Annotated in this window: 18 protein-coding genes; 7 read left to right on the top strand and 11 right to left on the bottom strand. The window is 66.2% G+C overall.

From position 1 onward, the window contains the following. From DNK34_RS12690 to DNK34_RS12720, 7 genes are all read right to left on the bottom strand, one after another. Entirely contained in the window at positions 1-855 is an 855-nt protein-coding gene (locus DNK34_RS12690) for a metal ABC transporter permease (protein ID WP_165497302.1), read from the bottom strand. Beyond that, positions 855-1751 (bottom strand): manganese/iron ABC transporter ATP-binding protein, encoded by an 897-nt coding sequence (locus tag DNK34_RS12695; protein ID WP_131174801.1) that lies wholly within the window; start codon positions 1749-1751, stop codon positions 855-857. The genes DNK34_RS12690 and DNK34_RS12695 overlap by 1 nt, the downstream gene beginning before the upstream one ends. Next, on the bottom strand, positions 1748-2647 hold the full coding sequence (locus DNK34_RS12700) for a metal ABC transporter substrate-binding protein (protein WP_131174802.1): 900 nt from the start codon (positions 2645-2647) through the stop codon (positions 1748-1750). The genes DNK34_RS12695 and DNK34_RS12700 overlap by 4 nt, the downstream gene beginning before the upstream one ends. A gap of 348 nt (positions 2648-2995) precedes the next feature. Continuing rightward, positions 2996-4096, bottom strand: a complete 1101-nt coding sequence (locus DNK34_RS12705) for a polyamine ABC transporter substrate-binding protein (protein WP_131174803.1) — start codon at positions 4094-4096, stop codon at positions 2996-2998. Positions 4097-4143: 47 nt separating this feature from the next. Further along, on the bottom strand, positions 4144-5172 hold the full coding sequence (locus DNK34_RS12710; protein ID WP_131174804.1) for a histone deacetylase family protein: 1029 nt from the start codon (positions 5170-5172) through the stop codon (positions 4144-4146). A 138-nt stretch (positions 5173-5310) separates the two neighbouring features. Beyond that, positions 5311-6318: an AraC family transcriptional regulator gene (locus DNK34_RS12715; RefSeq protein ID WP_131174805.1), complete on the bottom strand. Its 1008-nt coding sequence runs from the start codon at positions 6316-6318 to the stop codon at positions 5311-5313. Between the two features lie 529 nt (positions 6319-6847). Continuing rightward, positions 6848-7645 (bottom strand): undecaprenyl-diphosphate phosphatase, encoded by a 798-nt coding sequence (locus DNK34_RS12720; protein WP_131174806.1) that lies wholly within the window; start codon positions 7643-7645, stop codon positions 6848-6850. Between the two features lie 270 nt (positions 7646-7915). Between DNK34_RS12720 and DNK34_RS12725 the strand changes: the two genes are divergently transcribed. Further along, positions 7916-9199 (top strand): MFS transporter, encoded by a 1284-nt coding sequence (locus DNK34_RS12725; protein ID WP_131174807.1) that lies wholly within the window; start codon positions 7916-7918, stop codon positions 9197-9199. Between the two features lie 75 nt (positions 9200-9274). Continuing rightward, a complete protein-coding gene (locus DNK34_RS12730) occupies positions 9275-9715 on the top strand; it encodes an HIT family protein (RefSeq protein ID WP_131174808.1) in 441 nt (146 codons plus the stop codon). Positions 9716-9806: 91 nt separating this feature from the next. On the opposite strand, the gene DNK34_RS12735 is transcribed toward DNK34_RS12730, so the two are convergent. Continuing rightward, positions 9807-10733 (bottom strand): DMT family transporter, encoded by a 927-nt coding sequence (locus DNK34_RS12735; protein WP_131174809.1) that lies wholly within the window; start codon positions 10731-10733, stop codon positions 9807-9809. A gap of 159 nt (positions 10734-10892) precedes the next feature. On the opposite strand from DNK34_RS12735, the gene DNK34_RS12740 reads away from it, so the two are divergent. From DNK34_RS12740 to DNK34_RS12750, 3 genes are all read left to right on the top strand, one after another. Then, positions 10893-11693 (top strand): AraC family transcriptional regulator, encoded by an 801-nt coding sequence (locus DNK34_RS12740; protein ID WP_131174810.1) that lies wholly within the window; start codon positions 10893-10895, stop codon positions 11691-11693. 142 nt (positions 11694-11835) lie between these two features. Beyond that, a complete protein-coding gene (locus DNK34_RS12745; RefSeq protein WP_131174811.1) occupies positions 11836-12270 on the top strand; it encodes a 3-isopropylmalate dehydratase in 435 nt (144 codons plus the stop codon). A 75-nt stretch (positions 12271-12345) separates the two neighbouring features. Continuing rightward, positions 12346-13638 carry an FAD-dependent oxidoreductase gene (locus DNK34_RS12750; protein ID WP_131174812.1) on the top strand — a complete coding sequence of 431 codons (1293 nt, stop codon included), beginning with the start codon at positions 12346-12348 and terminating at the stop codon, positions 13636-13638. A 691-nt stretch (positions 13639-14329) separates the two neighbouring features. Here the strand turns inward: DNK34_RS12750 and DNK34_RS12755 are convergent. Then, a complete protein-coding gene (locus DNK34_RS12755) occupies positions 14330-15532 on the bottom strand; it encodes an MFS transporter (RefSeq protein WP_131174813.1) in 1203 nt (400 codons plus the stop codon). Between the two features lie 103 nt (positions 15533-15635). Next, a complete protein-coding gene (locus DNK34_RS12760; RefSeq protein WP_131174814.1) occupies positions 15636-16364 on the bottom strand; it encodes a substrate-binding periplasmic protein in 729 nt (242 codons plus the stop codon). Positions 16365-16794: 430 nt separating this feature from the next. On the opposite strand from DNK34_RS12760, the gene ahpC reads away from it, so the two are divergent. After that, positions 16795-17358 carry an alkyl hydroperoxide reductase subunit C gene (gene ahpC / locus DNK34_RS12765; RefSeq protein WP_131174815.1) on the top strand — a complete coding sequence of 188 codons (564 nt, stop codon included), beginning with the start codon at positions 16795-16797 and terminating at the stop codon, positions 17356-17358. 239 nt (positions 17359-17597) lie between these two features. Continuing rightward, positions 17598-19151 carry an alkyl hydroperoxide reductase subunit F gene (gene ahpF / locus DNK34_RS12770; protein ID WP_131174816.1) on the top strand — a complete coding sequence of 518 codons (1554 nt, stop codon included), beginning with the start codon at positions 17598-17600 and terminating at the stop codon, positions 19149-19151. Between the two features lie 428 nt (positions 19152-19579). Here the strand turns inward: ahpF and DNK34_RS12775 are convergent, their stop codons facing one another. After that, the gene (locus DNK34_RS12775) at positions 19580-19978 is read right to left on the bottom strand and encodes a hypothetical protein (protein ID WP_131174817.1); all 399 of its coding nucleotides are present in this window, start codon (positions 19976-19978) and stop codon (positions 19580-19582) included. Between the last annotated feature and the right edge of the window lie 132 nt (positions 19979-20110).

A 20110-nucleotide genomic window follows, 5' to 3' on the forward strand; every position in this document is an offset into this window, starting at 1 on the left:
TCATGTCTCCAGCCGTGCCTGGGCGGCGCGGCGGCGGGCCGCGAGCAGGCCATGCTTGGGCGCGAAGCAGAAGGCCAGCAGGAATATGCCGGTCTGCAGCACGATGATGATCGCCCCGGTGGCGCCATCGAGAAAGTAGCTGGCGTAGGCGCCGAAGAAGCTGCTCAGGCCGCCGATGCCGACGGCGATCAGCAGCAGCCGCTCGAAACGGTCGCTGAGCAGGTAGGCGGTGGCGCCCGGGGTGACCACCATGGCGATCACCAGGAAGGCGCCGACCGTCTGCATCGCCGCCACGCTGCAGGCCGACAGCAGGATGAAGAACACCGCCTTGAGCAGTGCCGGGTTGAGGCCGATGGAGCGGGCATGGTGCTCGTCGAAGAACACCACCATCAGATCCTTCCAGCGCAGCGCCAGCACCGCCAGGGTGATGCCGGCGATCAACAGCAACTGCAGGGTATCGCCGGGGGTGATGGCGAGGATGTTGCCGAGCACGATGGTCTGGATGTTCACCGAGGTCGGCGACAGCGAGACCATGAACAGGCCGAGGCCGAAGAAGGAGGAGAAGATCAGGCCGATGATCACGTCTTCCTTGAGCTTGCTGCGCTGGTTGAGGAACAGCATGGCGCCGGCGGCCAGGGTGCCGGCGCCGAAGGCGCCGAGGGCGAAGGGCAGGCCGAGCATGTAGGCGCCGGCGACGCCGGGCACGATGGAGTGGGCCAGGGCGTCGCCGATCAGCGACCAGCCCTTGAGCATCAGGTACACCGACAACAGCGCGCAGACCATACCGACCAGGGTCGAGACCCACATGGCATTGACCATGTAGCCGTAGGAAAAGGGTTCGAGCAGGATGTGCACTATTGATCCTTTTCGTCGACGCGACCGCGGATGGTCGACTTGCCGTCGTAGAGCACCAGCGGGCGTTCGTCGTCGGTGATGATGCCGATCAGCGGGGCGCTGCGGCCTTGGCCTTCGCCAGGCAGCTCGAAGTGGCGCAGCACGCCGCCGAAGGTGCGCTCGAGGTTTTCCCGGGTGAACACCGATTGGGTCGGGCCGTAGGCCAGCACGGTGCTTGCCAGCAGCACCGTGCGGTCGCAGAACTCCGGCACGCTGCCCAGGTTGTGGGTGGAGACCAGCATCACCCGGCCTTCGTCACGCAGTTCGCCGAGCAGCCGCACGATGGCGTCTTCGGTCTTGACGTCGACACCGGTGAACGGCTCGTCGAGCAGGATCACCCGCGCATCCTGGGCCAGGGCGCGGGCGAGGAACACGCGCTTCTTCTGGCCGCCGGACAGTTCGCCGATCTGCCGTTTGCGCAGCTCGCCCATGCCGACCCGGGCCAGGGCGGCGGCCACCGCCTCATGGTCGGCGGCGCGGGGCCGGCGCAGCAGGTTCATGTGGCCGTAGCGGCCCATCATGACCACGTCTTCGACCAGCACCGGGAAGTTCCAGTCGACGTCCTCGCTCTGCGGCACGTAGGCGATCAGGTTGCGCTTGAGCGCCGCCGCCACGGGCATGCCGAGCACCGTGATGTCGCCCTGGGCCAGGCGCACGAAACCCATGATCGCCTTGAACAGCGTCGACTTGCCGCTGCCGTTGATGCCGACCAGGGCGGTAACGCTGCCGCAGGGGCTGGCGAAGCTGGCGTCGCGCAGGGCGGTGTGGCCATTGCGGTAGGTGACGCTGATCCGCTCGACGTTGATGCCGCTGCCTTCGTCCTGTCCGGCGCCGGCCTGGGCGCTGTGCTGCATCATTCGGCCAGCCCGTCGACGATGGTCTGCGCGGTGACGCGCAGCAGGTCGAGGTAGGTCGGCACCGGGCCGTCCGGCTCGCTGAGGGAGTCGACATACAGCACGCCGCCGTATTTGGCGCCGGTTTCACGAGCCACCTGCTGGGCCGGCGAGGCGGAAATGGTGCTTTCGCTGAACACGGCGGGAATGGCGTTGGCCCTGACCGCGTCGATCACCTTGCGCACCTGCTGCGGCGTGCCCTGCTGATCGGCGTTGATCGGCCACAGGTACAGCTCCTTGAGGCCGAAGTCCCGCGCCAGGTAGCTGAACGCGCCTTCGCTGGAGACCAGCCAGCGGCGCGCCTCGGGGATCGACTGCAGGCGTTCGCGGATCGGCGCCACGGCGGCCTGGATGCGCGCCTTGTAGGCCTCGGCGTTGGCCTGGTAGGTGGCGGCGTTGGCGGCGTCGTACCGGACCAGGGCATCGCGGATGTTGACGATGTAGATCATGGCGGCGTCCGGCGACATCCAGGCATGGGGATTGGGCTTGCCGCCATAGGGGCCGTCGGCGATGCCGATGGGAATGATGCCGTCGCTCAGGGTCACCGCCGGTACGCCCTGCAGGCGCTGCAGGAAGCGCTCGAACCACAGCTCCAGGCTCATGCCGTTGCGCAGGATCAGCTGGGCATCGCGGGCCTTGAGGATATCGCCGGGCGTCGGCTGGTAGTTGTGGATCTCCGCGCCGGGCTTGGTGATCGACTCGACCACGGCGGCGTCGCCGGCGACCTGGCGGGCCATGTCGGCGAGCACGGTGAAGGTGGTGATGACCTTGAACTTGCCTTCGGCGCCGGCCAGTGGCGGCGTCAGGAGCAGGCAGAGGGCGGCGAGCAGGGGAGCGAAGGTGCGCGACCGATTGAACATCTTCATCCTCGTATGGCGTGATCGGGTAAATCACCGGGATGAACTCAGCGACCCCGGACAGGGTGTCACTCTACTGATAATTTTACGTCAATGAAAACTATTGGCATTAGAGATTTATTTTCGATGAATAAAGGAGCCGGGATGGGGCTAGGGGTTGCGGTCGAGCCTGGTGGCTGGCGCCGCTGCGGGCAGCGCTGCGCCCGACCCGAGCCTCGGACCGGACCTGTGCCCGCGCAACCGTGTCGCGGCTGACCATCGCCGCGGGGGCGCGGCGCCTGCCAGAGCGGCGCGAATCACCGATCCGGCGGGCGCCCTGCCCTGGCCCCGGAACGAGGCGATTGCAGGCGCTCAGCTGCCGGTCTTGATCTTGGTCCAGGCGCGGGTGCGCACGCGTTCGATCTTCTGCGGCAGGGGCTCGACGCTGTAGAGGGTTTTCTGCGCTTCGGCGGTCGGGGTCAGGTCCACGTTCTCGCTGATCGCCTTGCTGACCAGCGGCATGGAGTCCTTGTTCGGATTGGGGTAACCGAGGAAATCGCTGATCGGCGCGATCACCTGCGGGTCGAGCAGGTTGTTGAGGAACTCATGAGCTTCCTCGACGTTCCCGGCGCTGGCGGGAATGGCGAAGGTGTCGAACCAGATCGGCGCACCCTCCCTGGGCAGGCGCCAGTCGACCACCACGCCGTTGCCGGCTTCCTTGGCGCGGTTGGCGAACTGGTAGAAGCTGCCCGAATAGCCGATGGCCACGCAGATATCGCCGTTGGCGATGTCGGTCATGTACTTGGCCGAGTGGAAGTAGGTGACGTACGGGCGGATGCTCAGCATCAGCTCGGTGGCCTTGTCGTAGTCCGCCGGGTTGGTGCTGTTGGGCGGCAGGCCCAGGTAGTGCAGGGCGATGGGCAGGATCTCGTTGGGCGCATCGAGCATGGCCACGCCGCACTGCTTGAGCTTGGCCATGTTCTCGGGCTTGAACACCAGGTCCCAGCTGTCCACGGGCGCGTCGGCGCCGAGGGCGGCCTTGACCTTGTCCGGGTTGAAGCCGATCAGCACGGTGCCGTACATGTAGGGCACGCCGTACTGGTTGCCGGGGTCGTTGCTCTCCAGCAGCTTGAGCAGGGCCGGGTCGAGGTGCTGCCAGTTGGGCAGCTTGCGCTTGTCGAGCTTCTGGAACACGCCGGCCTTGATCTGGGTGTCGAGGAACATGTTCGACGGCACCACCAGGTCGTAGCCCGAGTTGCCGGTGAGCAGCTTGGCTTCCAGGGCCTCGTTGGTCTCGAAGGTGTCCCAGGTCAGCTTGATGCCGCTGTTCTGCTGAAAGTCCTTGAGGGTCTGCGGCAGGATGTAGTCGGCCCAGTTGTAGACCCGTAGTTCCCGCGCCTCGGCCATGGCGGCGCCGGCCAGCAGGGCGGTGGCGCAGAGCGTGGCGCCGAACAGGCTGTGGAGGTTTTTCATCTGCATGTGCTCCGTTGTAGGCGTTTTATCGGCCGTGTCGTGTGGGCTCAGGCGCCCTCGAAACCTTCCAGTACGTTCACCGCGTTGATGCCGATCTCTTCGACGGCGTAGCCGCCTTCCATGACGAACAGCGTGGGTTTGCCGAGCCGGGCGATGCGCTCGCCCATGCGCAGGTAGTCGGGGCTGTCGAGCCTGAACTGGGAGATCGGGTCTTCCTTGAAGGTGTCCACGCCCAGGGACACCACGATCACCTCCGGGGCATAGGCGGCGATGCGTTTGCAGGCGCTCTCCAGGGCCGCGCTCCAGGGCTCCCAGGCGCTGCCGGCGGCCAGCGGCAGGTTGAGGTTGAAACCCTCGCCGGCGCCTTCGCCCTGCTCGTCGGCATAGCCGAGGAAGAAGGGGAATTCGAAGGCGGGGTGGCCGTGGATCGAGGCGAACAGCACGTCGTCGCGAGCGTAGAAGATCGACTGGGTGCCGTTGCCATGGTGGTAGTCGACGTCGAGGATGGCGACCCGTTTGCAGCCCTGATCGAGAAAGGCCTGGGCGGCGATGGCGGCGTTGTTCAGGTAGCAGTAGCCACCCATCAGGTCGGCGGCGGCGTGGTGGCCCGGCGGGCGGCACAGGGCGAAGGCGCTGTGGGCGCCGTCGCCGATCAACTGCTGCCCGCTCAGGGCGACCTGGGTGGCCGTCCAGGCGGCCTGCCAGGTGCCGGCGGTGATCGGCGCGCCGCCGTCGAAGCTGTAGTAGCCCAGTTGCCCGTGCAGGTTGTCCGGCACCACGCTGCGCAGGGTGCGCGCCGGCCAGGTGAAGGGCATCAGGTCGCCGTCGCGGCCCATGGCTGCCCAGCGCGCCCAGGCGCCTTCGAAGAAAGCCAGGTAGTCGCGGTCGTGAATGCGTTCGACCGGTGCGCGGCCGAAGTCGCTCGGCTCGATGACGTCACCGAGTTTCTGCTGGCGCACCCGGGCCAGCACGTGGTCGGCGCGCGAGGGCATCTCGAAGCAGGGCTTGAGCTCCCCGTCGATGATTTCGCAGCGACCGTGATGCAGGTGATGGTCGTCGCTGTAGATCGTCAGCATGGCAGGCTCCTTGGCCGGGATACGCCTGCATTCTTGGCCAGGCCCAGGCCTGGCTGGAACGACAGGAACGGCCAAAAGGGGATCGATATGGCCACGAAATGGCGCAGCCGTGATCCGCTACGGTGCGCGGCGCCGGGGTCACGACAGCGTCGGGCGGCGGTAGCGGCTCGGCGAAGTACCGCTCCAGCGCTGGAAGGCGTGGCGGAAACTGGCGGTTTCGCTGTAGCCGAGCTCTTCGGCGATACGGGCGATGGGCAGGCGCTCCTGTTCCAGCAACTGGCGCGCCTGTTCGAAGCGCAGTTCGTCGAGCAGGGCCTGGTAGCTGGTGCCGACCTCCTGCAGCTGCCGGCGCAGGGTGCGCGAAGAGCAGCGCAACTGCCTGGCCAGCCCGTCGAGCCCGGGAGCCGCGGGCAGCTGGCTGGCCAGCAACTGGCGCACGCGGGAGATCAGCGCCAGGTGGGAGACGAACTCGCGGTTCAACTGCCGGCAGCGTTCCAGGGTGTCGCGGTGGGTGACCGGATCGGCCAGGGGCAGGCGCCTGTCCAGCCAGTGGCTGGCGAAGACCAGGGCGTTGTCGGCCGCCTGAAAGTGCACCGCACAGGGGAAGTTGTCCGCGTACTGCGCGCGGTAGGCCGGCGCGGCATGCATGAACCGCGCTTCGCGCAGGGGCAGCGCCTGGCCCAGCAGGTCGTCGCAGATCAGCTTCAGCGACGCCAGGCAGAACTCGGTATTGAAGGTGGCCAGCTCCGGCGCTTCGCGGTAGTCGCGGGCTTCGAGCCAGGCGTGTTCGCCGTCACGCCGCAGGCGCAGCTCGAACAGGGTGCCGAGCAGGGCGGGGAAGGCCAGCGCCACGTCCAGCGCTTCGCCCAGGGTGGCGGCGGACAGCAGGCTGAAACCGAGCAGCCCGTAGGAGGACACATGCATGCGCTGGCCCAGCTCCAGGCCCAGATCACGGCGCCGGGCGATGGCGTTGAGGAACACCCGGCGCTCCTGACCGATGCTGATGTGCATCTGCGGGCGTTGCAGGTCGTCCTGGCTGATGCCGCTGCCGGCCAGCAGTTCTTCACGGCTGATGTGGCCGTCGCGACAGAGGGTGTCGAGTGCCAGGACAACCGCGTGCAGGGTGGTCAGGTGCGAATGCGGCATGGGTCACGCCATCCGTTGGGATACGCGATGATCCAGCAATAAGCATGCCTGTGTAGCGATGGCCCCCCTCGCTCGGCAACGCCCTTCGCCGCGGCCGCGACGCCGCGCCAGCGGAGCCGCCCGGATGGGGTGCTTGGTAACGCTCGACGAGCAGTCCGTAGCCTGGGTCGAGGAAGGTTTTCGGGTGGCCCGGGGTAGCTGGCTATTCAGCCTTCAACGCGCCACGTAAAGCAGGAACGCCCCCGGCGGCAGCCCGTAGCCTGGGTCGAGCGCAGCGATACCCAGGTTGCCATCTCCTGGGTGTCGCCGTGCTCGACCCGGGCTACCGAGGAAGGTTTTCGGGTGGCCCGGGGTAGCTGGCTATTCGGTCTTCAAAGCGCCACGTAAAGCAGGAACGCGCCCGGCGGCAGCCCGTAGCCTGGGTCGAGCGCAGCGATACCCAGGTTGCCATCTCCCGGGTGTCGCTGCGCTCGACCCGGGCTACCGAGGAAGGTTTTCGGATGGCCCGGGGTAGCTGGCTATTCGGTCTTCAAAGCGCCACGTAAAGCAGGAACGCGCCCAGCAGCAGGCGGTAGATCACGAACGGCAGCATGCCGATGCGATCCATCGCCGCCAGGAACAGCTTGATGCACAGGAACGCCGAGACGAAGGACAGGCCGGCGCCCCAGGCCATATCGGCCCAGTGCGCATCATGGCCTTCGCGAACCATATGCAGGGCCTTGAGGCCGCCGGCGGCGAGGATCAGCGGGATCGACAGCAGGAAGGAAAAGCGCGCGGCGCTCTGCCGGTCGAAACCGAGCAACAGCGCCGCGGTCATGGTGATGCCCGAGCGCGAGGTGCCGGGGATCAGCGCCAGCATCTGCGCCAGGCCGATCAGCAGTGCCTGGCGCCAGGTCATGTGGGTCATGTCGGCCTCGCGGCTGCCCTTGACGTCGGCCCACCACAGCAGCAGGCCGAACAGAATGGTGGTGGTGGCGATGACCAGCATCGAGCGGGTGTACTGCTCGATCAGCGGTTCGAGCAGCAGGCCGACCAGCGCCGCCGGCAGGGTCGCCAGGATGATCAGCCAGCCCATGCGGCTTTCCGCGCTGGCCTGACGACGCAGCAGGTGCCGCAGCCAGCCCTGGACGATGGCCATGAGCTCGCGGCGGAACGCCAGGATCACCGCCAGCAGGGTGCCGACGTGCACGGCGACGTCGAAGGCCTGGCCCTGGTCTTCCCAGCCGAGCAGCTGGGCGGGGAGGATCAGGTGGGCGGAGGAGGAGACCGGGAGGAATTCGGTAATACCCTGGATGAGGGACAGGATGAGCAGGTGGAACCAGTCCATGGGGATCCTTATGCGGAGAGAGAAGCGCGGACTGCGGGTATGACCCGTGGATCGGGGTTTTTATCCGCGCCGCCGGTAGCGGCGGGCAGAACGGCGAAGACGCGCATGCCAGACCGCCACCGCGGCGAATGCGCCGGGGCTGCGCGCATTGAACCCCGGCCAGCTGCCTCGTGTCGCGAGATTGGCGGGCAAGGGCGTGGATTTGCTATGTTGTGCGCCCCGCGAAGCGCCAGCTCGCCTGGCCTGCAGTACCTGCCCGAGAAAGCCAACATGCACTCCGTAGCACCGGCGGCGCCTGCCCGCCCCCTGACCCGCAGCGATTACAAGACCCTGTCCCTGTCCGCGTTGGGCGGCGCCCTGGAGTTTTACGACTTCATCATCTACGTGTTCTTCGCCACGGTGGTCGGCAAGCTGTTCTTCCCGCCCGACATGCCGGAATGGCTGCGCATGCTGCAGACCTTCGGCATTTTCGCCGCCGGCTACCTGGCCCGGCCGCTGGGCGGCATCGTCATGGCGCACTTCGGCGATCTGCTCGGACGCAAGCGCATGTTCACCCTGAGCATCTTCATGATGGCGGTGCCGACGCTGATCATGGGGCTGCTGCCGACCTATGCGCAGATCGGCATTCTCGCGCCCCTGGCGCTGCTGCTGATGCGCATGATCCAGGGCGCCGCCATCGGCGGCGAAGTGCCCGGGGCCTGGGTCTTCGTCGCCGAGCACGTGCCGGCGCGCCACGTCGGCTATGCCTGCGGCACGCTGACCTGCGGCCTGACCGTGGGCATCCTGCTCGGTTCGCTGATGGCGACGCTGATCAACACCCTCTACACCGAGCAGCAAGTGCTCGACTGGGCCTGGCGCCTGCCGTTCCTGCTCGGCGGGGTGTTCGGCCTGTTCGCCATGTACCTGCGCCGCTGGCTGCACGAAACGCCGGTATTCGCCGAAATGCAGCAGCGCAAGGCCCTCTCCGACGAGCTGCCGCTGAAGACCGTGGTGCGCGATCACCGCCGTGGCGTGGTGGTGTCGATGCTGCTCACCTGGTTGCTCTCGGCGGGCATCGTGGTAGCGATCCTGATGACTCCGACCTTCCTGCAGACCCTCTACGGCTTCGACGCCGCCACGGCCCTGAGGGCCAACAGCCTGGCCATCGTCATGCTCAGCATCGGCTGCATCGCCAGCGGCGCGCTTTGCGACCGGGTCGGTGCCGGGCGGGTGCTGGTCGTCGGCTGCCTGCTGCTGGCGGCCAGCACCTGGATCTTCTATTCGGGCCTGCCGGCCAATCCCCACTGGCTGTTCCCGCTGTACGCCCTGGTCGGCCTGTTCGTCGGCACCATCGGCGCGGTGCCCTTCGTCATGGTCAATGCCTTCCCGCCATTGGTGCGCTTCACCGGCCTGTCGTTCTCCTACAACCTGTCCTATGCCATCTTCGGCGGACTGACGCCGATGATCGTTTCCCTGCTGGTCAAGTGGAGCCCGCTGGGCCCGGCCTATTACCTGATCGCCCTGTGCGCCCTGGGCTTCGCGGTGGGGGTGGGGCTGTTGCGCGGCGGCAGGTGAGCGCGATCCGCTCTTTCGTTCCAGCCGGCTCAGCCGGTATGGTGCGCTCACGAACGAAACGCTATGGAGAAGCCCATGAGCCTTTACGGTGACTACGATCCGCAGAACATCTTCGCCCAGATCATTCGCGGCGACATGCCCTGCTACAAGCTGTACGAAGACGATGACGTACTGGTCTTCCTCGACCTGTTCCCGCAGGCCTACGGCCATACCCTGGTGATCCCCAAGCGTGCGGCGGCGCGCAATATCCTGGAGATCGATGCGGACAACCTGGCCAGGCTGGCGCTGGCGGTGCAGAAGGTCGCCCGCGTGCTGGCCGACGAGTTGCAGCCCGACGGCGTGCAGGTGGCGCAGTTCAATGGCGCCCCGGCGGGGCAGACGGTGTACCACATCCACGTGCACGTGATTCCGCGCTTCAGCGGTGAAAACCTGCAGATCCACGCCAGCGGCAAGGCCGACCCCGCCGAACTGGAGAAGCTGCAGGCGCGCCTGGTGCCGCGCTTCCAGGATCTTTGAAAAAGCAGCCATAAGCTTCAAGCTTCAAGCCAGAAGCAAAGCATGGGGGTTACGCCGAACCGCTTTTAACTTGCCGCTTGAAGCTTGCAGCTTATAACCGGCGTTTCAGCCACTGGCCGAGCCATTCGTAGCCGCTGACCATGAGGATGCCGAGCAGCACCAGCAGCGCACCGGCGACGAAGTTGAGCTCCAGCGGTTCATCCAGCAGCCAGACGCCGAATACGATGCCGAACAGCGGGGTCATGAACGACAGCACGCCGAGCCGCGAGGCGAGGTAGTGGCGCAGCAGCCAGAACCAGGTCAGGAAGCTGACGAACGAGACCAGCAGTACCTGAAAGGCCAGGCTGCCGAGCGCCACCGTGGTCGGCTCGAAGCGCAACTGACCGGTGGCCACGGTGGCCAGCATCAGCAGCACGAACGCCCCCACCAGTTGGTACAGCAGCGTCTGCGTGGCCGGGGCGCTGGACAGGCGCGAGCAGCGCACCACCACCGTGGTCGCGCCCCAGGCCATGGCGGCCAGCAGACCGAGAGCATCGCCCAGCATCTGCCGGCCGATGTCGCTGTCCCCGGCGTCCGGTGCCCGGCCGGCGAATGAAACCACGATACCGCCGAACGCCACGGCGATCCCCAGCCACTGCAAGGGTTTCAGGTGCTCGGCGGGCAGGCGCCAGTGCAGGCCCAGCGCGGCGAAGATCGGCGCGGTGTAGAGAAAGATCACCATGTGCGAAGCCGTGGTGTGGTGCAGGCCTTCACCGACCAGCAGGAATTCCAGGGAGAACAGCAGGGCGACCAGCAGGCCGGGCCGCCAATGGCCTTCGCGCAGGGACATGCCCTCGCCGCGCCAGAGCATCAGCAGCGCCACCAGCACGGCGGCGATCCCCGAGCGCAGGGCGATCTGCAGGATCGGCGCGACATCGGCGGCGGCCGCCTTCAGCGCCACCTGCTGCAGGCCCCAGATGGCACAGAGCCCGATCATCAGCCCGCCCGCCAGTGCGTCGATCTTCTTGCGCGTGTCCATGAGGTGCCTGCTGGCCAGGGGTTGTTGAGGTCGCGACGCGGTCGTGCTGAAACCTCAACAGACCCTCGAGGGCGGCATTATGCGGCTGGCAATTTCTGTTGATATAGTCCAAACACGACAACCCATAGCGGTTATCCGCCACTTCAGCCAAGGGTCTCCATGGGCAGAAACGCCGTGCACCTGGCGATACCGCCGTTCAACGACAGGCTCCCGGCGCCGGTGTACTTCCGCACGGCCAGCGTGCCGGCCCAGGCCAGCTATCCGCGACACCGGCATTGCTGGGGCGAATTCGTCTATGCCTTCAGCGGGGTCATGGAAATCGAGGTCGCCGGCCGCCACTACCTGGCGCCGCCGCAGTACGGTATCTGGCTGCCGCCGAATCTCGAGCATGTCGGCTTCAACCGTCATGAGGCCTGTCACTGCTCGCTGTACGTCGCCGCCGAGCGTTGCCAGGCCTTGCCCGGCGAAGCCTGCGCCCTGACGGTCAGCCCGCTGGTCCGGGCACTGCTCGATGACCTGCGTGAATCCCCCCTGGCCACGGGGCAGGAGGATGCGCATGAACGCCAGTTGCAGGTGCTGCTGGACAAGCTGGCGCGGGCACCGAAGGCCGGCAGCTACCTGCCCGGTTCCAGCGATGCGCTGCTCGAACCGGTGTTGCGGGCGCTGACCGCCAACCCTGCCGATCCCCGTTCGCTGGCGCAGCTGGCGCGACAGGCCAATACCACCGAGCGAACGCTGATGCGCCGTTGCCAGCGTGACCTGGGCATGTCGTTCGCGCAGTGGCGCCAGCGCCTGAAGGTGGTCGCCGCCCTGGCGTTGCTGGAACAGGGCCTGACCGTCGAGGTGATCGCCCTGGATCTTGGCTACAGCAGCGCCTCGGCTTTCATCGGCATGTTCCGTCGGCTGATGGGCGTTTCGCCCGACGAGTTTCGCAAGGGCAACCTGCCACGTCGCCCATGAGGGGCACTCCCGGATGCGTCGTATTTGTGGCACTGTCGTCGCCCGGAGGCTGTCAGAACCCCCGGGGACAGGGACATTCGCCGCCGCGCGACGTGCAGCGGAACGTCCATGCCCACCTGCCTATTTCTCATGGAGGGAACCCATGCGTTCGATTTATGCGGTATTGCCATTGCTGGTCATGGCCGGTTGTTCGTCGTTCCAGGCCGATCCCGAGCATGTCAGCGCGGTCCCGGCCGAGCGCCTGCGCGCCTACCAGACACCACTCAGCGGCGGTGGCGAGGTGGTGGTCAACCGTGATCTGGGCCTGATGGGGGGCGGTTGCTATGTCGCCGTACTGATCGACCGCAAACTGGCGGCACGTATCGGCATGGGCGAAGAGGCGCGGTTCCAGGTACCGGCGGGCAACCGCATCGTCGGCATCGCCACCGACACCGAGGACGATACCCTGTGTGGCAAGGGGCGCCTGCGCCGCGAGGTGGCGGTCAAGGTCGAGGCCGGAGGCCGTGAGGACCTGCGTATCGTCAGCCAGAACCGTGGCGGTTTCGACATCAAGCCATTCAAGCCCAAAGCCAAATAAAGCCGGATTGGCCTTCAGCGCCGCGGACCTGACGAGGTAGAATCCCGCCAGCTTTGTCAGGTACAAGGACCACCTGTGAAGAATTCTCCCATCGCGATCGTGGGCGCGGGTACCGCCGGGCTGGCGGCTGCCACCTTGCTGGCCCGCCAGGGCTGGCGGGTCGAACTGCTGGAGCGTGTGCCGCAGTTGCAGCCGGTAGGCGCCGGCATTCTGCTGCAGCCCTCGGGGCTGGCGGTGCTGCGCGATCTCGAACTGCTCGAGGAATGTACCGGCCTGGGCGCGCCGGTCAGCCGCCTGTTCGGTACGTCGGCCTGTGGGGAACGGGTGATCCTCGATACCCGTTATCAGCACTGGCAGCCCGGCTGCCATGGGCTGGGCATCCACCGTGGCGTGCTGATGAGCGCCTTGCTCGCCGCGGCCACGGGCGCCGGCGTGCTGCTGCGCACGGGGGTTGCCGTTCGCCGCTTCGAGCAATCGCCGCAGGGCGTCAGCCTGTTCGCCGACGATGGCCAGGGCGGCGAGGCGCCCTGTGGCGATTATGCGGCGCTGATCCTGGCCGATGGCACGCGTTCGCGACTGCGTGCGCAGATGCAGGTGCGGCAGTGGGTCAAGCCCTATCCCTGGGGCGCGCTGTGGAGCATCGTGCCCACGCCCGAGGGCGGCGATTCCAGCGACCTGCGCCAGTGGTACCGGGGCTGTTCGCAGATGTTCGGCATCATGCCCACCGGGCGCACCCAGCAGGCGCGGCAAACGCTGTTGAGCAGCCTGTTCTGGAGCCTGCCAACGGCCGCCTACCCGGCCTGGCGCGAGGCCGGGCTGCCGGCCTGGAAGGCCAGCGTCGAGCGGCTTGCCGGGCGCCAGGCCGAAGCCTTCCTGGCCCCTATCGAAGCCCCCGAGCAACTGGCCCTGGCCACCTATGCCGATGTACGCATGCAGCACTGGCATGACGGTCGGGTGCTGGCCATCGGCGATTGCGCCCATGCCATGAGCCCGCAGCTGGGGCAGGGCGCGAACATGGCGCTGGTGGATGCGGTGGCCCTGGCCGCGGCTCTGCGTCCGGCCGCGGCAAGCGCCGCGTCGCCGGACTGGGCCGCGGTGTTCACCGAGTACGCCGATGCCCGTCGCCGGCACCTGCGCTACTACCGCCAGGCCAGCCGCCTGCTGACCCCCTTGTTCCAGTCCGATAGCGCCACCCTGGCGGTGCTGCGCGACAGCGCCCTGTTCCTGGCCCGGCACCTGCCCATGGGCCGCCAGCACGCGGTCACCACCCTGGTCGGCGCCCGCACCGGCTGGCTGTTCGGCCGCAGCGCCGAGTCCTCGCTGCATGCCTGGCGGGGCGATGAGCAGGTGCCCGCGCCGCTGTCCTGACGGCCGTCGTCCGGGGCAATCCCGGCCTGCCCGTCAGTCAAGCATTTGCCCCGCAAAATGGCGGTTCGCCGAGCTGTGAGCTCGCGGCGATTGGTGGCCACGCCACGGACTTTGCGCGATAGCCGCAATCGCATCGCGCCGAGGTCGACGCTCTTACACGATCGGTGGTTTGCCGCGATCTCGTAGGAGCCGCGACCCCGCAGCGAATGGTGACCACGCCACAGACTCTGCGCGATGGCCACCATCGCATCGCGCCGAGGTCGACGCGCCTACACGGGCGGTGGTTTGCCGCGATCTCGTAGGAGCCGCGACCCCGCGGCGAATGGTGACCATACCGCGATTTTTGCAGGATGGCCACGATCGTATCGCGCCGAGGTCGGCGCTCCTACACGGGCGGTGGTTTGCCTCGATCTCGTAGGAGCCGCGACCCCGCGGCGAATGCTAGCCACGCCACGGACTCCGCGGAATGGCTGCAATCGCATCGCGCCGAGGTCGACGCGCCTATACGATCGGTGGCTTGCCGCGATCTCGTAGGCGCCGCGACCCCGCGGCGAATGGTGGCCACGCCACGGACTCCGCGGACTGGCTGCAATCGCATCGCGCCGGGGGCGACGCGCCTACACGGGGGCCGCTCTTCTGTAGGCGCCCGGGACAGGCCTCTGGCCTTGCCGGGCCCAGCCCAGGCGACCTGCTATTGAGCGCTGTTCGCGGCGGGCTGGATCTTCCAGGCCCAGGCGAAGATCAGCAGGCCGGCCACGGCGGTGGCCGCGCCGATATAGCCGGTCGAGGTCCAGCCGAAACCGGCGCTGATGGCCAGGCCGCCGAGCCATGGGCCGAGGGCGTTGGCGATGTTGAAGGCGGCATGGTTGGAGGCGGCGGCCAGGGTCTGCGCGCCGGTGGCGACATCCATCAGGTGCGTCTGCAGGGCGGGGGATAGGGCGGCGATGGTGCCCAGGGCCAGAATCGCCGGGAAGATCGTCCACAGCGAATGGGCGGCGGCCGGCAGCAACAGCAGCACCAGTGCGCTCCACAGCAGGATCCAGGCCACCGATTTGAACTGCAGGCGGTCGAACAGCCAGCCGCCAGCCATGTTGCCGAGTATGCAGCCGACGCCGAAGGCCGCCATGGCGAAGGGGATCACGCCCGGGCTGACCCGGGTCACTTCGAGCAGGGTCGGCGCCATGTAGCTGAACACGCAGAACATGCCGGCGAACCCCACCGAGCCGATGCCCAGGGCCAGCCATACCGGCGCGCGGTTGAAGGCGCGCAGTTCGTTGACCGGGCTGCTGCGTACTTCGTTGCGGTCCAGCGGCAGGAAGATGGCGACCATGACGATGGTCAGCAAGGCGATCACCCCGACCAGGGCGAAGGCATAGCGCCAGCTGACGCTCTGGCCGAGCCAGGTGGCCAGCGGATTGCCGATCAGGATGGCGACGCTGAGCCCCATCAGCACGCGGCTGACGGCCTTGGCCCGTTTGTGCGGGGGCGCCATGGAGGCGGCCACCAGCATGGCGATGCCGAAGTAGGCGCCATGGGGCAGGCCGGCGAAGAAACGGAAGACCATCAGCGCGTGGTAATCGGGCGCCAGGGCACTGGCGAAATTGCCGACGGCGAACACGCCCATCAGCAACAGCAGCAGGTGGCGACGCAGCAGGCGCGCGCCGAGCAGCGCCAGGATCGGCGCGCCGACCACCACGCCGAGGGCGTAGGTGCTGATCACGTTGCCCACCTGCGGTTCGCTGATACCCAGGTCGACTGCCACATTGGGCATCAGGCCCATGATGGCGAACTCGCCGGTGCCGATGGCGAAGCCGCCGAGCGCCAGCGCCAGCTCGATCAGCAGGATGGCGCCCGCGCTGAGCCGGGGCAGTGGGTCGTGGGTATTGCCGCTCATGGATCAGCCTCTGCACGCATGCCTGAATCGGGCGGCGCATTATTCACCGATTGCTTGCCCGAGAGAATCGCAATCGGCTTTATTTCGCGGCTTTCGACGGGATTCAGCGGTAACGCTGGACGATGGCGTCGAACTCGCCGTCCTCTTTCATCCGCACCAATGCCCGCAGCAGTTGCATGCTCGGCACGTCGGGTTCGTCGCGGACGATGCAGGACACCAGGTCGCTGGCCAGTTCCTGCACCGCATGCAGTTTTTCGCCCCGTTCGTGCTGGCGATTGAACCAGTGCAGGGACAGGTCGTTGCTCACCGCATAATCGTAACGACCCGCGGCCAGCTTGCTCAGGACCAGGCCCTGGGTACGGGCGTCGTCGCGGCGCAACTGGCCACTGTCGAACAGCGCCTGCAGCGGCGGGTAGCTGAAGCCGAGCACGGTGCCGATCGCCTGGTCATGCAACTGCCGTGGATCGACCGGCTGCGGCGTGCGGCTGACCAGTACATCGTGCTGGGTCATGAAGGGCACGCTCCAGACGTACTGATGGTGCGATTCGCTCAGCCAGCCGGGATTGACGTAACAGCGCACATCGATCTCGCCCTGCACCAGCATCTGCTGTACGCGCAGGCGCGGCAGCACCAGCAGCTCGGCGCTGCGCCCGATCTTTTGCGCCAGGCGCAGCTGCAGGTCGTAGAGGATACCGCCGACCGCCTCGCCCTGGCTGATGTCGACCATGGGCATCACCCCGCTCTCGGTCACCGAGAAGCGCAGCGGGCGCTCTGCCGCGCCAGCACAGCTGCTCAGGAGCGAAACGAAGAGGGCGCAAGTCAGCAGGCGCATGAGGTGGGTCCGGGCAGGGATGTCGGGTGCGATAGCAGGCTGTTGAAAAACTATCTGCGTTGCCATCGCGGCGTTAAAAACAGGCTCGGAATGCTCATTTACACCAGTAAACTCCGCTTCCTCGCCTGTTTTTGCCTTGCGCTGGCTGCCTCGCCTACGTTTTTCAACGGCCTGATAGTACGTTTTCCCGTCGACGAGCGGCAGATCCGCCGGTGTCGATTGCCGGCGAGGTCGACGAGCACTGGGAGGATCGCAGAGGCGACGAAGTTTTGCCACGGACGAAAAAATCAGGTTACTGTTTTAAAAGGCTTTTTATATGGGTCGATTGAGGTGGCTTATTGGATTGATGCTTTCAATCAATGGGCTCTTCGATCCATATGGGGCTACTATCTGTCCTGTAAATTTTTCAACCCTCCGAAGGAGTTCACTGATGTCCTTGATCAACACGCAAGTACAGCCTTTCAAAGTCAACGCATTCCACAACGGCAAGTTCATCGAAGTCACCGAAGAAAGCCTGAAAGGCAAGTGGTCGGTACTGATCTTCATGCCGGCAGCCTTCACCTTCAACTGCCCGACCGAGATCGAAGACGCTGCCAACAACTACGCCGAGTTCCAGAAGGCCGGTACCGAGGTGTACATCGTCACCACCGATACCCACTTCTCGCACAAGGTATGGCACGAGACTTCCCCGGCCGTCGGCAAGGCCCAGTTCCCGCTGATCGGCGATCCGACTCACCAGCTGACCAACGCTTTCGGTGTGCACATCGCTGAAGAAGGTCTGGCTCTGCGCGGCACCTTTCTGATCAACCCGGAAGGCGTGATCAAGACCGTCGAGATCCACTCCAACGAGATCGCCCGTGACGTCACCGAGACCCTGCGCAAGCTGAAAGCTGCCCAGTACACCGCCGCTCACCCGGGCGAAGTCTGCCCGGCCAAGTGGAAGGAAGGTGAGAAGACCCTGGCTCCATCCCTGGACCTGGTCGGCAAGATCTAAAAATGGGCGTAGAGCTGCTGCGCTAGGCATTGCTACGTTGAAATCAGGCTCGGGCTGCTCATTTACAGCTCGTAAACTCCGCGCCCTCGCCTGATTTCGCCTTGCACTGCCGTCGCTCGCGACGCTCTCCATCCCATTTTCACCTTTCCGAGCCTACTAGGCTTTCAGAGGTGCCCAACGCCCGGGCGTAACCCGTCCGGGCGTTTTATTGCCAGAATTTCGTCAACGAGGACATGCACATGTTGGACGCCAATCTTAAAAACCAGTTGAAGGCCTACCTCGAAAAGGTCACCCGGCCGTTCGAGATCGTCGCGTCCCTCGATGACAGCGACAAATCCCAGGAACTGAAAGGCCTGCTCGACGACATCGTCAGCCTGACCGACAAGATCACCCTGAAGACCGATGGCGACGATGCGCGCAAGCCGTCGTTCGCGCTGAACCGCCCCAACGGCAACATCAGCCTGCGTTTCGCCGGTATCCCGATGGGCCACGAGTTCACCTCGCTGGTACTGGCCCTGCTGCAGGTCGGTGGCCACCCGTCGAAGCTCGGCACCGAGCTCATCGAGCAGATCGGCAATATCGAAGGCGAATTCAACTTCGAGACCTACTTCTCGCTGTCCTGCCAGAACTGCCCGGACGTGGTGCAGGCCCTGAACCTGATGGCCGTGCTCAACCCGAACATCCGCCACGTCGCCATCGACGGCGCACTGTTCCAGGATGAAGTCGAGCAGCGCCAGATCATGTCGGTGCCGAGCATCTACCTCAACGGCGAACTGTTCGGCCAGGGCCGCATGGACGTCGAGCAGGTGCTGGCCAAGATCGACACCGGTGCCGCCGCCCGCGATGCCGAGAAAATCAGCGCCAAGGACGCCTTCGACGTGCTGGTCATCGGTGGTGGCCCGGCAGGCGCCGCGGCGGCCATCTACGCCGCCCGCAAAGGCATCCGCACCGGTGTCGCGGCCGAGCGTTTCGGTGGCCAGGTGCTGGACACCATGGCCATCGAGAACTTCATCTCCGTGCAGGAGACCGAAGGGCCGAAACTGGCGCGCGCCCTGGAAGAGCACGTCAGGCAGTACGAAGTCGACATCATGAACCTGCAGCGCGCCAGCGCCCTGGTTCCGGCCAGCAGTGAAGGCGGCCTGCATGAAGTCAAGTTCGAGAGCGGCGCCAGCCTCAAGGCCAAGACCGTGATCCTGTCCACCGGCGCCCGCTGGAGAGAGATGAACGTGCCCGGCGAGAAGGAGTACCGCAACAAGGGCGTGGCCTACTGCCCGCACTGTGACGGCCCGCTGTTCAAGGGCAAGCGTGTGGCGGTGATCGGCGGTGGCAACTCCGGCGTGGAAGCGGCCATCGACCTGGCCGGCATCGTCGCCCATGTCACCCTGCTCGAGTTCGACAGCAAGCTGCGCGCCGACGCCGTGTTGCAGAAGAAGCTCTACAGCCTGCCCAACGTCAAGGTGATCACCAGCGCCCTGACCAGCGAAGTGAAAGGCGATGGGCAGAAGGTCACCGGCCTGGTCTACAAGGATCGCAACTCCGACGAGTTCGTCCCGGTGGAGCTGGAAGGCATCTTCGTGCAGATCGGCCTGTTGCCGAACTCCGAGTGGCTCAAGGGCTCCGTGGAGCTGTCGGATCGCGGCGAGATCATCGTCGATGCCCGTGGCGAAACCTCGCTGCCCGGTATCTTCGCCGCCGGCGACGTGACCACCGTGCCGTACAAGCAGATCGTCATCGCCGTGGGCGAGGGCGCGAAGGCTTCGCTCAGCGCCTTCGACCACCTGATCCGCTCCTGATCGACAGGCGCGGCAGGTAAGCAGGCGGGCCCATCAGGGCCCGCTTTTTCATGGCCGCGATAAAAGCCCTCTCTCCCCTAATGCCAGTTAAGCTTTTGATCCGAAAAACGACGGTTTGCCTGGGCCTGTAGGAGCCGCGACCCCGCGGCGATTGCTGGCCGCGACACGCTTTGTGCGATGGCCAAGAGCGCATCGCGCCGGGGGCGACGCTCCCACACGGGCGGCGGCTTGCCGCTCTTCTGCAAGCGCCCTCTGTTCCTGCAAAAAGCCTGTTTCGCACAATGGGAGATGGGGCAAAACCTTGACTGCATTACCCTCTCCCCAGCCCTCTTCCGGAGGGCGAGGGAGCGGATCGCGGTCCTGCCTGGATTCGACTGGCGATCCGCCAGTGCCATTCATCATCCCGCTTGCCTGGGACACAGCAGCCGTCAAGCGCTCTCTTCGTCGCGGATCAGGACATAGGTCGTGCCCTGGTCATCGTCCAGGCGTTCGCAGACGTAGTACATCACCACCTCGCCGAGCCCGGGCGTGGCCGCCAGGTAGTCGCCGGGCTGGGCGGTGAAGAATGCCCTGGAGCCGGGCTTGGCTTCGCAGGCGATAAGGGCGGTGACGAACAGCGCTGGGTCGTTGCCGTCGAAGTAGGCCTCACGCTCATGGGCATCCCATTCCTGCGGTGGCTCGAAGGGGCCGGTGAACAGTACCTTGGCGTCGCCCAGGTCCTTCTCTTCGGCTTCGCTGTCCTCTTCGTCCGGACGGTAGAGGGTGCAGTCCTGGGATTCGGCGGCATCGAGCACGCGCTGGCGGTGTCGCTCATCGGCTAGGTTCACGGGGGGCTCCGGGCGGTAAGGGGGCGGTCGATAGCTCGCGCTGCGAGTCTGACAGTGTGGGCCGCGACAAGGCGCCCGGCAATGGCCGCGTGCATCACGCCCGGTTTCGCCGGGGCATGGAAACTGCGATCC

The sequence above is a fragment of the Phytopseudomonas dryadis genome (assembly GCF_004327355.1).
Lineage (GTDB): Bacteria > Pseudomonadota > Gammaproteobacteria > Pseudomonadales > Pseudomonadaceae > Aquipseudomonas > Aquipseudomonas dryadis.

Coding starts and splice junctions, on each gene's coding strand:
- DNK34_RS12695 (WP_131174801.1), bottom strand. CDS start 1,751: ATGATGCAGCACAGCGCCCAGGCCGGCGCCGGACAGGACGAAGGCAGC.
- DNK34_RS12700 (WP_131174802.1), bottom strand. CDS start 2,647: ATGTTCAATCGGTCGCGCACCTTCGCTCCCCTGCTCGCCGCCCTCTGC.
- DNK34_RS12705 (WP_131174803.1), bottom strand. CDS start 4,096: ATGAAAAACCTCCACAGCCTGTTCGGCGCCACGCTCTGCGCCACCGCC.
- DNK34_RS12710 (WP_131174804.1), bottom strand. CDS start 5,172: ATGCTGACGATCTACAGCGACGACCATCACCTGCATCACGGTCGCTGC.
- DNK34_RS12715 (WP_131174805.1), bottom strand. CDS start 6,318: ATGCCGCATTCGCACCTGACCACCCTGCACGCGGTTGTCCTGGCACTC.
- DNK34_RS12720 (WP_131174806.1), bottom strand. CDS start 7,645: ATGGACTGGTTCCACCTGCTCATCCTGTCCCTCATCCAGGGTATTACC.
- DNK34_RS12725 (WP_131174807.1), top strand. CDS start 7,916: ATGCACTCCGTAGCACCGGCGGCGCCTGCCCGCCCCCTGACCCGCAGC.
- DNK34_RS12730 (WP_131174808.1), top strand. CDS start 9,275: ATGAGCCTTTACGGTGACTACGATCCGCAGAACATCTTCGCCCAGATC.
- DNK34_RS12735 (WP_131174809.1), bottom strand. CDS start 10,733: ATGGACACGCGCAAGAAGATCGACGCACTGGCGGGCGGGCTGATGATC.
- DNK34_RS12740 (WP_131174810.1), top strand. CDS start 10,893: ATGGGCAGAAACGCCGTGCACCTGGCGATACCGCCGTTCAACGACAGG.
- DNK34_RS12745 (WP_131174811.1), top strand. CDS start 11,836: ATGCGTTCGATTTATGCGGTATTGCCATTGCTGGTCATGGCCGGTTGT.
- DNK34_RS12755 (WP_131174813.1), bottom strand. CDS start 15,532: ATGAGCGGCAATACCCACGACCCACTGCCCCGGCTCAGCGCGGGCGCC.
- DNK34_RS12760 (WP_131174814.1), bottom strand. CDS start 16,364: ATGCGCCTGCTGACTTGCGCCCTCTTCGTTTCGCTCCTGAGCAGCTGT.
- ahpC (WP_131174815.1), top strand. CDS start 16,795: ATGTCCTTGATCAACACGCAAGTACAGCCTTTCAAAGTCAACGCATTC.
- ahpF (WP_131174816.1), top strand. CDS start 17,598: ATGTTGGACGCCAATCTTAAAAACCAGTTGAAGGCCTACCTCGAAAAG.